Source organism: Pseudoalteromonas sp. Angola-7 (assembly GCF_028599255.1).
Taxonomy (GTDB): Bacteria; Pseudomonadota; Gammaproteobacteria; order Enterobacterales; family Alteromonadaceae; genus Pseudoalteromonas; species Pseudoalteromonas atlantica.
This window is the reverse complement of record NZ_JAQREL010000011.1, coordinates 1-11447: the sequence shown is the minus strand read 5'-3', so window position 1 is coordinate 11447 and position 11447 is coordinate 1. Positions and strand designations below refer to the sequence as shown.

13 protein-coding genes are annotated in these 11447 nt (G+C 39.9%); 11 read left to right on the top strand and 2 right to left on the bottom strand.

What is annotated here, in order from left to right; genetic code table 11:
• Positions 1-21 precede the first annotated feature (21 nt).
• From PSH50_RS14320 to PSH50_RS14305, 4 genes are all read left to right on the top strand, one after another.
• The gene (locus PSH50_RS14320; RefSeq protein ID WP_256850878.1) at positions 22-756 is read left to right on the top strand and encodes a DUF5020 family protein; all 735 of its coding nucleotides are present in this window, start codon (positions 22-24) and stop codon (positions 754-756) included.
• A gap of 214 nt (positions 757-970) precedes the next feature.
• Positions 971-2869, top strand: a complete 1899-nt coding sequence (locus PSH50_RS14315; RefSeq protein ID WP_273609793.1) for a TonB-dependent receptor — start codon at positions 971-973, stop codon at positions 2867-2869.
• A gap of 9 nt (positions 2870-2878) precedes the next feature.
• Positions 2879-3892 (top strand): MBL fold metallo-hydrolase, encoded by a 1014-nt coding sequence (locus PSH50_RS14310; RefSeq protein WP_273609792.1) that lies wholly within the window; start codon positions 2879-2881, stop codon positions 3890-3892.
• Between the two features lie 105 nt (positions 3893-3997).
• Complete coding sequence (locus PSH50_RS14305; RefSeq protein ID WP_248443452.1) at positions 3998-4393, top strand: DUF4019 domain-containing protein; 396 nt, start codon at positions 3998-4000, stop codon at positions 4391-4393.
• Positions 4394-4623: 230 nt separating this feature from the next.
• Here the strand turns inward: PSH50_RS14305 and PSH50_RS14300 are convergent, their stop codons facing one another.
• Positions 4624-5523, bottom strand: coding sequence for a LysR family transcriptional regulator (locus PSH50_RS14300; RefSeq protein ID WP_138685306.1), 900 nt, complete (start codon positions 5521-5523; stop codon positions 4624-4626).
• 221 nt (positions 5524-5744) lie between these two features.
• Between PSH50_RS14300 and PSH50_RS14295 the strand changes: the two genes are divergently transcribed.
• The 4 genes from PSH50_RS14295 (at position 5745) to PSH50_RS14280 (ending at position 8622) form a co-directional block, all read left to right on the top strand.
• Positions 5745-6899 carry an iron-containing alcohol dehydrogenase gene (locus tag PSH50_RS14295; protein ID WP_273609791.1) on the top strand — a complete coding sequence of 385 codons (1155 nt, stop codon included), beginning with the start codon at positions 5745-5747 and terminating at the stop codon, positions 6897-6899.
• 169 nt (positions 6900-7068) lie between these two features.
• Entirely contained in the window at positions 7069-7392 is a 324-nt protein-coding gene (locus PSH50_RS14290; protein WP_256845735.1) for a hypothetical protein, read from the top strand.
• 2 nt (positions 7393-7394) lie between these two features.
• The gene (locus PSH50_RS14285; RefSeq protein ID WP_273609790.1) at positions 7395-7748 is read left to right on the top strand and encodes a hypothetical protein; all 354 of its coding nucleotides are present in this window, start codon (positions 7395-7397) and stop codon (positions 7746-7748) included.
• A gap of 238 nt (positions 7749-7986) precedes the next feature.
• Positions 7987-8622: a trimeric intracellular cation channel family protein gene (locus PSH50_RS14280; RefSeq protein WP_256850872.1), complete on the top strand. Its 636-nt coding sequence runs from the start codon at positions 7987-7989 to the stop codon at positions 8620-8622.
• Positions 8623-8625: 3 nt separating this feature from the next.
• Here PSH50_RS14280 and PSH50_RS14275 read toward each other — a convergent pair whose 3' ends face one another.
• Positions 8626-8991, bottom strand: coding sequence for an N-acetyltransferase (locus PSH50_RS14275; RefSeq protein ID WP_273609789.1), 366 nt, complete (start codon positions 8989-8991; stop codon positions 8626-8628).
• A 358-nt stretch (positions 8992-9349) separates the two neighbouring features.
• Here PSH50_RS14275 and PSH50_RS14270 point away from each other — a divergent pair, with 358 nt between their 5' ends.
• From PSH50_RS14270 to PSH50_RS14260, 3 genes are all read left to right on the top strand, one after another.
• The gene (locus PSH50_RS14270; protein ID WP_273609788.1) at positions 9350-10189 is read left to right on the top strand and encodes a DUF417 family protein; all 840 of its coding nucleotides are present in this window, start codon (positions 9350-9352) and stop codon (positions 10187-10189) included.
• Positions 10190-10204: 15 nt separating this feature from the next.
• Positions 10205-10456, top strand: coding sequence for a Rho-binding antiterminator (locus tag PSH50_RS14265; RefSeq protein WP_273609787.1), 252 nt, complete (start codon positions 10205-10207; stop codon positions 10454-10456).
• Between the two features lie 464 nt (positions 10457-10920).
• A complete protein-coding gene (locus PSH50_RS14260; RefSeq protein WP_273609786.1) occupies positions 10921-11229 on the top strand; it encodes an energy transducer TonB in 309 nt (102 codons plus the stop codon).
• The last annotated feature ends 218 nt before the right edge of the window (positions 11230-11447 follow it).

Sequence of the window (11447 nt, the reverse complement as noted above, 5' to 3'; positions counted from 1 at the left end):
ATTATAACAAAGGGATTAACAATGAAAATTACAACAATTAAAAAATTAGCCTTAGTCAGTGCTATCGCGTTGTGTTCAAGTAGTGTGTCGGCAAAAGAGCTGTGGTCAGATTTTAGTATAACCGCCATGACCGGCGCCGATTACCTCGAGCCGTTTTCGGGGGAGGAAGATGACAGAAGCGTAGTAACCATTGAGCATGCATCGGGGCATACATGGGGCGGTACCTTCTTTTTTATGGATAGATTAAGTAACCCCGATGAAGTATACGGAGAGCTAAACATAAACCCAACGCTATACAAGCCACAAAACAGCTTTGTTAAAGAGGTATTTTTAGGCCTACAAACAGAATATGGCTCGGGCGATACCGATCAAAATAACTACTTATTAGGTGGCGGCGTATCGTTAGATGTACCAGGGTTTCAATATTTTAATGTGGCTTATTACCGTCGTTTTCAGGACGATATTGGGATAGAGCGTGAAGATAACAACCAAATAACCGTAACGTGGGGCTATAACAAGGGTAACTTTAGATACGATGGCTTTTTAGATATTGTTGACAGTACCGACACTATGTTTGGTAAAAGTGAAGGCGGTTTTAACTTTACCTCACAACTTAAATACAACATTGCTCCTATGCTTGGCCTAGACACAGGTCGCCTTGATGTAGGCATAGAATACGTATATTGGAAAAATAAGTTTGGTGTAGATGGTCAAACAGAGCACAACCCAAATTTGATGGTTAAATGGCATTTTTAAAACTTTAAGCGTTACAGAATACAAAAAAGGCTGCTAGTTAATGCAGCCTTTTTTGTATTATTAAACGCAATAAAATTGGCTTATTGTTAATAATGACACTGCAGTAACCCGCATCTTAATCGGTTAAGTTTTATTGTGAATTAATGAAATGTTAATTGCTGAATGTATTGATAATTGTTATCATTACGCAAAGTAACTAATTAAATACCACGTAATGACTCTGAAAAACACTTTAGCTCTGCCTCTAATTGCTGTCGCGCCATTTTACACTTTGGCTAACGCTAACAATGATATAGAAACAATAGTAGTGACCGCCTCTGGCTTTGAACAAACCTTAGCGCAAGCGCCAGCTTCTATTACTTTAATTAGCAAAAAGCAGCTAGAAAACCGCGCTTATAAAGACTTAACCGATGCACTTAACGATGTTGCAGGGGTTACGGTTACCGGTGGTGGCTCGCGACAAGATATAAGCGTGCGTGGCATGCCAGCGCAGTACACTGCTATTTTGGTAGACGGTAAAAAGCAGTCAGGGCGTGAATCACAACCAAGCGGCAGCGGTGGCTTTGAGCAAGATTGGCTGCCACCACTAGATGCTATTGAACGTATTGAAGTTGTGCGTGGGCCTATGTCTACGTTGTATGGGTCGGATGCAATTGGCGGCGTTATTAATGTTATAACCCGTAAAAATTACGACAATTGGCATGCTAATGTTCGCCTAGAAACTACACAGCAAGAAAACAGTAATTCGGGTGATGAATACCAAGGGCAAATATATGCAGCGGGGCCATTAATAAAAGATTTATTTAGCGTTAACCTTTCGGCTCTTTACCAAGAGCGTGAAGAAGATGAAATTGAGCGCGGTTACGGTGAAAAAGAGCTGACAAGTTACAGTGGTACACTGCATTTAACAGCCACCCAGCACGATGTGATATCGCTTGAATACAGCGAACACGATCAAAAACGTATTTCTACCTCGGGGCTATCGTTACCTAGTCGAAATAGCTCTAGCGAAACGAACAATAACCGCAGCACGTGGTCGTTAGCACATAAAGGTAGCTATAGTTGGGGCGCTGCGCATTCGTATATTCAACAAGAGTCGGTTGAAAACGAAGGCCGTGAAATAACCATCGAAAATACCTTAGCAAATACGCAGTGGTCAATTGCACTTGAAAACCACCATGTAACATTAGGCAGCGCATTTGAACAAGAAAAGCTTGATGACAAAACAACAAACGCAGCCACTATTACTAAAATAGGTAACAAACAATGGTCGCTATTTACTGAAGATGAGTGGAGCTTACACCCCGATTTTACCCTTACCACGGGTTTACGAGTTGATGATAACGAGCAGTTTGATTCGCACTTGAGTCCACGCCTGTACGGAGTTTGGAATATTAATGAGGCATGGACTTTTAAATCGGGCGTAGCTACCGGTTACAGAGCGCCAGATTTACGCGAGCTTAGCCCTAATTGGATCCAAAGCAGCCGCGGTGGCGACTTATATGGAAATGCTGACCTAGAGCCCGAAACATCCGTGAGTAAAGAAGCGGCTGTGTATTATGCTAACAGTGACTTTCAAACTAATATCACGGTTTTTCATAATAGCTTTGAAGACAAAATTAACACCGTTTTATGTCCTCTCACAGTGTGTGGTGATGAAACCGACCGCTATAACATCAATATTGATAAAGCGGTGACTTATGGGGCTGAGCTAAATATAGAAACAATGTTAAGTGCAGATATTACCCTTGCAACTAGCTACAGCTATACTTTTTCTGAGCAACGCAGTGGCGACAATAAAGGCCAGCCACTTACGCAAATACCTAAACATTTAGCAACGCTAAATATTAACTGGGATGTAAGCGATAACATTAATACGTGGGCACGTGCTAATTACCGCGGTAAAGAAACCGAAGCAGCCTCTATAACTAGCCGTTTAACCTCAGCCCCTTCTATTGCAACAGCAGATATAGGCAGTGCGTGGCAAGTAAACGGTAACGTTAAAGTTATGTTTGGTATTTACAATATATTTGATAAAGCAACCAGCTACGATGAATACGGCTATGTAGAAGATGGCCGACGCTACTGGCTAGCTATAGATACAAAACTATAAGGGGTGTTTATGCCAAAGTTTATATTATCTGCTGTGGTACTTAGCTTTTTAGCTACGTACCCGGCTATTGCGCAAAATACACAATTAACAGCGCAAGATTATGTCGAAAAAGGCATGCAGTACGCTGATGAGTTTCCGGGGTTAACAAGCCTATGCGATATACAAAACCCGTTACGTGATTTAACAAAGCGTGTTCGTACTAATAATGAAGGTAAAAAGCGCAGTAAAAAGTTGGGTAGTAAACGGCGTTCATCAACGATTGAACCTACACAAGTGTTTGATAACCTTTATTATGTAGGTACTGGTGGAGTGGCAAGTTGGGTAGTTAAAACATCACAAGGGCTTATTGTTATTGATGCGCTAAATAACAACGAACAAGCTAAAAATTACATTGAAAAAGGTTTGCTTAAACTAGGCTTAAACCCCGAAGATATTAAGTATTTAATTATTAGCCATGGGCATGGTGATCATTACGGTGGGCAAGAGTACTTAGTTAATAAATACAAACCGCGTGTTGTAATGAGTGAGGTTGAGTGGCGACGCTTAGAACAATCAAAGCTTGATTTTGAAAGCCCACGTTGGGGCAAACGGCCAACAAGAGATATAAGCACAAAAGAGGCAGATACAATTACGCTTGGCGATACTAGCATTGGCGTTCATTTAACGCCTGGACACACCCCCGGCACTATTTCGTTGTTGTTCCCAGTATATGATAACGGCAAAAAACATATGCTAAGCCTGTGGGGAGGGACTGGGCTAAACTATGGGCCTGATATTGAGCGAATTAGCGCTTACAGTGTTGCCGCAAAACGTTTTGGCAATGTGGCAATACAAGCCGGTGTAGATGTGTTTATATCAAACCACCCTAAACGCGATGGTTCGTTTGAGCGCATAAAGCAACTTAAAAATAGAGCCCCCGAGGCGGCGCATCCATTTGTAATAGGCCAAGAGCAAGCCTCGCATGGTTTTTCTATGTTGAGCGATTGCACTTACGCGCAGGTTTTAAAAATTAAAGGAGAGTAAGGCACTTATTTGCAAAAGTTTTTAATATTAGGGGTTAACCATTTAACCAATGTGTTGTAATTTGGAGTATCTATATTTACTTTTAACGCCAGATTAAAAGGATGAATGATGAAACCCCTCATTTTAATTTTATGCTTGTTTATAAGCTGCTCAGTGTGGGCCGAAACCACTAAAAATATGCCCGTAGCAATAAACTGGTTACAGTTAATTGATGCGGGTGAATACACAAAAAGTTGGCAACAAGCCGATGCGCTATTTAAATCGCAATTAAGTAAAGCAAACTGGAAAAGCGCCCTAAACACAGTGCGTGCGCCACTAGGTAAAGTGGCTACGCGAGAACAAATAAGTGCTAATGCTTACTCATCTTTACCTGGTGCCCCGCAAGGTAAATACCTTATTGTGCAATTTAAAACGCAATTTTCAGCAAGGCTTGCGGTGGAAACCCTTACATTAAGTAAAAGCAGTGGGCAATGGCGCGCGGTTGGCTATTTTATTAAATAACCAGCGTTCAATACCAATCCGTAATAATACATAATCATTTTCAGGGGCTAAACGTGTCGCTATCTGCGTTAAAAAATTCTCATTTACGACTGCATGGATGCAGAAGGTAGAGCAATGCAGGAGCAATTGCCGAGAACAACTAAATAGCGAATTTTTTGCCTTGCTATCATCACGTTTACCCATCCTCAAAATAGATCACTTAATTATGCGGATTGGTATAAGTTAAAAAACTATTTTGCGTATTTATTAATATTAGAAAAAGCCATTAACACATCGCGGGCATAATTAAGCCGCGGGTGAGCAAGCGCCCCTTTACGCCACGCTAAGTACAAATTGTTTTCCGGCCCTTGCGGACCAAGTTTAATTAATCTACCCGATTGAATATCGTCATGACATATATAATCAGGCAGCACGGTATAGCCTACACCGGTTCTTACTATGCCGGCGAGCGCGCGTATGTCGGGGCATCGGGCAATTATTTTTGACGTACAGCTTTGTTTAAATACAGTATCAAAATACTGGCGTATAAGCGGTAATTGACTGTCGTAACTGACCACCGGCAGCGTATTTAAAAGTGCTGGCGTAATGGTTTGTCCCTCTAAGCTTTGCGCTAATAAACGGTGCGCCACCAGTACTAGCTCTTCGCTGTCGAGCACTTCAAAGTCGTAAATTTTGTTATCGGGCAGAGAGGCTGTAATGGCCATATCGGCAACGCCGGTGTCGAGCGCTGAATAAATTTGCTCACGATTACCAGGCAGCACGACCACATCAACATTGCCTGCTTGTAACAAATTTGCCAGCTGTGCTGAGGCAACATAACTAATATATTCGGCGGGTCCGGCTAGTGTAATCGTTCCGCTCACATCGTTTGAACGGGTGCGTACAGAGGCAACTTTTTGCTCTATAGCATCAAGGTGATTTGCCACTTGGCCTGCTAAATCGTGGGCGGCATTACTTGGTTCTACGCCTCGGTGACGCCGCTCAAATAACGATTTACCTACCACCGACTCCATTGTTTGTATATGCGCGGTTGCAGCTGGTTGCGACAGCCCCAAATTTTTAGCAGCCCGAGAGATGTTTTTACAACGATATACCTCAACAAAGGTGCGTAATTGTACAAAATAAGACATAAAACATTAGGTATCAGAAATCCGATAGGTAAAGCAAGATTAACTGAATTCTAGTTATTGTAAAGTGCGCGTACACTTGCGCTCGTTCAGTTAGACATTAAACGTTTTCATATTTAATTTATAAAATAGGTAATTAATTACTTGAAAGTTAACTATTAATTCCCATTTTATAAAGCAATGAGCACCAGGGGCTGAGCCCCGTAACCAAGTAGAGTACAAATATGTTAAATTTTGCATTTAAAAACCGCACCGAGATTTTATTCGGCAAAGATCAAATTAATGAGATCGCAAGCCGCGTACCAAGCCAAGGCAAGGTCATGTTTTTATACGGTGGCGGTTCGATCAAAAAGAACGGCGTATATGACGATGTAGTAAATGCACTTGAAGGTGTGGACTTTGTGGAGTTTTCGGGAGTTGAGCCAAACCCAACTTACGAAACACTTTCAAAAGCTGTAGAAATTGTGAAAGAGCAAAACGTTAGCTTTATATTAGCTGTAGGCGGCGGTAGTGTTATCGACGGCGCTAAATACGTAGCGGCAGCAGCAAAATACGAAGGCGACGGCTGGGATATTTTAGTTAATGGCGCAGAAGTAAAAAGTGCATTACCTATTGGCGCGGTATTAACGCTTCCGGCTACAGGCTCAGAAAGCAACGGTAACTCGGTTGTTACCCGTAAAGAAACCCAGCAAAAACGTGCCTTTGGTACGCCAATAGTGCAACCGCAATTTGCTGTGCTTGATCCTACGTATACATTCTCACTGCCTACTCGCCAAATTTCTAACGGTGTAGTTGATGCGTTTGTACATGTTATTGAGCAATACTTAACGTACCCAGTTAATGCGCCACTGCAAGACCGTTTTGCTGAAGGCATTTTATCTACGCTAATTGAGCAAGGCCCTAAAGCCCTTGAAAACCCAGAAGATTACGACGTACGTGCAAACGTAATGTGGTCGGCAACGATGGCACTAAATGGCTTAATTGGCCAAGGCGTACCGCAAGATTGGGCTACGCATATGATTGGCCACGAGCTAACAGCGCTTTATAGCTTAGATCACGCTGTAACACTTGCAATTGTATTACCGCCGCTTATGTTTGTTCAGCAAGAGCAAAAACGCGCTAAAATTATTCAGTTAGGTGAGCGTGTATTTGGCCTTGATATGCAAGACAAAAACGAGCTGATTGATGCAACCATTAAACATACTCAAGACTTTTTTGAGCAAATGGGCATTAAAACAAAACTTGGCGATTACGACCTAGGTGAAGACGCGGTTGAAGCCGTTGCCAACAACCTTGAGCGTAACGGCATGACAGCCCTTGGTGAACATGGCGATATTGACATAGCTAAAGCGAAGAAAATTTTAAGCCTAGCGCTTTAATTTAATTGTTTTTTGAATGGCGCTTTTTAGCGCCATTTTTTATGCTCAAAAAGCTAAAAGCTAAAAGCTAAAAGCTAAAAGCTAAAAGCTAAAAGCTAAAAGCTAAATGGTGCAATTAACTAAGCGAGTTTATTATTTAACTTAACGATACAGCTAACAGGGACTTACCATGCGCGGCTTGTTATTATTTATTGGTTACTCATCTTATATTGGCAGTGTGGGCGATGGCCTGCTTGGCTTGTATGCACTATGGGTATTAATAAGTAATAATTTAGCATTTTTAAGCTTATCGCTTAATGACTTTTTAGCGCAGTATGTAGAGTTTATATATTGGGTGAAGCAGGTTGCTTTTTATGTCATGCCGCAAAGCTTTGCTAATTGGTTATTCGGCATTCCAGCCGTTATTTACTTTCCCGTACGTATACTAATGAGCCTAATAATTGGCTGGTGGGCACTAAAAAAGGCAGCTCAACTAAAAGCTGAAAGATACTAAAAGTGGTTACATATAATAAATTCGACATACTCTTTCTTGACGGTGTCGCAGGGCTACTTGCAGGTTTAACGTTGTTTAGTTTTCAAGGATGGTTTCACGAAGTTTATTCTTTACCTCTATATGTCCTTCAATTTATTACAGCAGCTAATATGCTTTATGGTGCGCTGGCATTATTGCTGGCTTCTAAAAGAAAAAGAAGCTTTTTGATCATTAAATTATTAGCTTTAGCTAACACATTTTGGACATTGATTTGCATCTGTTTCATTTTTATATACCTAGATTCTGCAAGTTGGAAGGGTATAAGCCTATTAATTTTAGAGTCTCTTTTTGTTGGCTATTTAGCTTATTATGAATAGGTTAATCGCAATAACTTAATTTACAGTCCTACTTATAAAAAATGTGTAAAAACTACTCACTTTTAAAATAATTACCTTTTTAAATACCGCATTTCACAATAACCCATCATTAATTTCATCAAAAATTTATTAACCCATTGTTTTTAATTGTATTTTCAATCCTCGCTTTTGGCTTTTGCTAATTACATCTGGCATATAAATTGATACACCAATGTATAAAATTTAAAAGGGAATGCACATGACTGCTGAATACTTTATGGTGCTGGGGCTGCTCGGAGTGGCTTTTTTTTCGGTTGCAGGAGCACTGCTAGGCTACGAAAAAAACATAAGTGGTTTTGGGGTGGTTGTGGTGGCTACTGTCACTGCGCTTGGCGGCGGTACTCTCAGAGACATTTTGCTAAATAAGCCTGTATTTTGGATTGCTACGCCCGAATATTTATACTCAACTTACGCCGCCATTGTAGCCACAATATTATTTGTACGTTACTTGCCTCATGTAAATAACTCTTATTTTTTATTCGTCGATGCCATAGGCATGGGTTTGTTTAATATTATGGGGATCGAAAAAGCGCTGATTAGCGGCACAGGTATGTTAATCGCCATTACTATGGGTGTAACAACCGGTATTTTTGGCGGGCTTATACGCGATGTAATTTGTCGTGAGTTGCCCTCGGTTATGCGAAACGAACCTTATGCCTCAGCGTGTTTAATTGGCGGCCTAGTTTATGCTGCGCTGTTTACCATAGAAGTCGATTACATTTGGTGTATTTTAGGCTCACTTTTTACCACTGTATTTTTAAGATTAGGCTCGCTTAAATGGGGCTGGCACCTAACCATTTTCAGAAAAAAAGATTTTAAAGATCAAAGAGAGTAGCTCTTAGTTATTTATAGGCTGGGTTTGCATATGGTACTCATAGTTATCTTCCCCAGTGACCTTAAAGCCTAGTCGAGTATAAAGTGCTTTAGCAGGGTTGTTTTTAAGTACTGTTAGTTTGATAGGCTTTAACTTTGCAGGTTTAATTACTTGCTCAATAACGCCTCTGCCGTAGCCTTTATTTTGATGGTTGGGGTGTATTTGTAATTGCATTATTTCAATGTGGCTACCCCATACCTTGTAATTTAGCGTACCTATAGTATCACCATTAAACTGTATAAGATGAGAGCAATCGTATTGCTCGTCAACCCTTTCATTATGCTGTTGCTCAGTTAAAAATAAGCCGGCCACCTCAAGGTGCGCTACCATAGTAAGTTTTCTAAGATTTAATTAATAACCTGAGCCTTGGCTAATAAATCTATCTCAAGCAGCTATTTTTAGCGCTAACTGCGTTGAATTTACTTGCAATAGGCTAGCTATTGACGCGCAAATTCGCCTTGTTTTCACTTAAAATTTCTAGCTAGAGAAAACTGACCCAATAACATTACTAGCCAACTATATCTAAATCTCTTAACCAAAGCTCAGGTTAAACCTCTTTTCGCGCGTGGCTTTTGTAAACGTAAAAACCAAAATGTCCTTCCTTGTATTTAAAAAATTTAACTTTAGTTGAATCACTTTTTGTAAAAATTAGGTCTTTATTAGCCATTACAGATTTAATGGGCACACAATGAACATAACACACACAAATAACGCACTCACCTTTTTACTTACACTCAGCTTTGCATTACTTGCTGTATCGTTTGCTTTAGGTGCAAATCCAAACGCACTCTCAGCTACCTTTAGTTTTTATGAACTTGATACCTTACTCAGTAACAATACATTAGGTTTGCTCACAGGCACCGCGATGATTGCGTTGGCAGTCACCACCTTAGCTGCGCATTTAAAATTAATAAAGCCTGTGCCTGCACTTATACTCGTGTTAGTTGTTAGCATGGTGCCTTTACTTACCTTATTTGCCAGTAACCGCTGGATGGCACAGTTAGGTGGCTTTCCAATTATTGGCAGTGGGCAAGGCATAATTAAATACTTTGCTGTTATCCCTTTGTATTTATTTTTGTTTTATAAAAATAAGCTCACAGACAAACAACACGTACTTTTAAACTTTATACCGGTTGCTATGGTTTTACTGTGGATTGGCGGCATGAAATTTTATGAGTTTGAAGCCAAAGCCATTGTAGGACTTGTAGAAACCTCACCGTTTATGTCGTGGTTATACACGGTATTTAGCGTACAAGGCGCATCAAACGTAATTGGTGGGTTTGATGTATTATTTGCAGTGTTACTTGGCATAGGCATTTTACTTAATAATAAAAAGCTTATTATTGTTAGTGGCTTAGCGTGTTTAAGCGTATTTTTAATGACCCAAACATTTTTAATTACCGCAAACGGCGCGTTTAGCTCAAGCACGTTATTAGAGCGTTTAGGGCAATTTGTAATTAAAGATTTATGGTATGTAGGCAACCTAATTGTTATTGCCACTTTAATGCTACTTAAGCCAGCTAAATAATATAAAGAGGGCATTATGATCAGTTGCCACCAATACGACTACATCGAAATTGCCTGTATGCACCATTTACGCATTGAGCTTATATTAAAAAATGGTGATAGTGTATGTGGTGTCGCAACTGATACAAAACGCAATGCACTCAAACAAGAGTGCATTGCCATTAACCTAAATGGCGAGCTAAAGCTTATTGTGCTCACTACAATTAGTCTACTTAAAGCGCGTGAGAGTAATCCTTATTTTGATCATGTGAACTTTGATGTAAAGTAAATCACTAACCCATTCGTTTTATCATAAACACTCCAGCGAGCCTGTTTCATCATTATGTTAAGGCTCGCTTATCTCGCCAATGCTTTAACTCATACGGCTAAATGCACAAAGGCAAATTTACCTTTAGAGAGAACTGTTCACATAAACAGTTATTTTGACTTTGTCCAATAACATTATTAAAAGTTGCTTTGGTGCAAAATAACAAAGGCTTTTTCACTGCATGCCTAATTGGTTGTTTACATTGCAGTTATTTAGTGGAATTATTGAGCGATGTAATATGCGCGGTTTTGGGGCGTTATAACCCCCCAAAGTGGTGTTCAATAAACTGTTAGGGTTACAAGGAGAGTTCGTGAAAGTATCATTTTTATTCGCAATAGGAGTTTTACTTTTGAGTGGATGCTCAACTACAAAGAAAAATTCTTCTAACGAGCATTTAGATTTAATTGGTAATAAATAAGCTGTACTTGATTACTGGGTGGTTAAAAAAGATTGCTCCCAAATACCCCCAACAGGCTAACACCAAAAAAATATCGGGTTGCGTTGAATTCTCGCTAATTATTGATTCAAGTGGTAATGCAATTAACCCTAAAATAATAAAAGCGTTTCCTGAAGGTGTATTTGATATTCAGGCTACAAGGGCTATTGAAAAATGGAAATGGGTTCCAACATCAACAAATCCAAATAGACAACCTGTTGCAATTACTATCCAACTTGACTTTGTGGTTAGAAATTCATCTAACTACAAAGATGCATATAAAAACTGTAAGATTTAAGTAACCCTAACAAGCTGTTAAACAAGGACAAAAAACAGTTGGTTTTTGCTCATGCGTCGCCAATTTTAACCAATTATTTTTAGCCTCTTAATGAGGCGTTGGTATGACTCCCACTGTCAAGTTAAACGCACTGATCCCTGCCTAACTTTTTAAGCCATAATTACTTTAGCTCGAATTAGAGCGAGTTAATACATAGGATGAAGCAAGTAATGTCGTCG

Excerpts from the sequence above, each read along its gene's own strand:
- PSH50_RS14310 (WP_273609792.1), top strand. The coding sequence starts at position 2,879 with ATGCCAAAGTTTATATTATCTGCTGTGGTACTTAGCTTTTTAGCTACG.
- PSH50_RS14290 (WP_256845735.1), top strand. The coding sequence starts at position 7,069 with ATGCGCGGCTTGTTATTATTTATTGGTTACTCATCTTATATTGGCAGT.
- PSH50_RS14280 (WP_256850872.1), top strand. The coding sequence starts at position 7,987 with ATGACTGCTGAATACTTTATGGTGCTGGGGCTGCTCGGAGTGGCTTTT.
- PSH50_RS14270 (WP_273609788.1), top strand. The coding sequence starts at position 9,350 with ATGAACATAACACACACAAATAACGCACTCACCTTTTTACTTACACTC.
- PSH50_RS14275 (WP_273609789.1), bottom strand. The coding sequence starts at position 8,991 with ATGGTAGCGCACCTTGAGGTGGCCGGCTTATTTTTAACTGAGCAACAG.
- PSH50_RS14315 (WP_273609793.1), top strand. The coding sequence starts at position 971 with ATGACTCTGAAAAACACTTTAGCTCTGCCTCTAATTGCTGTCGCGCCA.
- PSH50_RS14300 (WP_138685306.1), bottom strand. The coding sequence starts at position 5,523 with ATGTCTTATTTTGTACAATTACGCACCTTTGTTGAGGTATATCGTTGT.
- PSH50_RS14305 (WP_248443452.1), top strand. The coding sequence starts at position 3,998 with ATGATGAAACCCCTCATTTTAATTTTATGCTTGTTTATAAGCTGCTCA.
- PSH50_RS14320 (WP_256850878.1), top strand. The coding sequence starts at position 22 with ATGAAAATTACAACAATTAAAAAATTAGCCTTAGTCAGTGCTATCGCG.
- PSH50_RS14265 (WP_273609787.1), top strand. The coding sequence starts at position 10,205 with ATGATCAGTTGCCACCAATACGACTACATCGAAATTGCCTGTATGCAC.
- PSH50_RS14295 (WP_273609791.1), top strand. The coding sequence starts at position 5,745 with ATGTTAAATTTTGCATTTAAAAACCGCACCGAGATTTTATTCGGCAAA.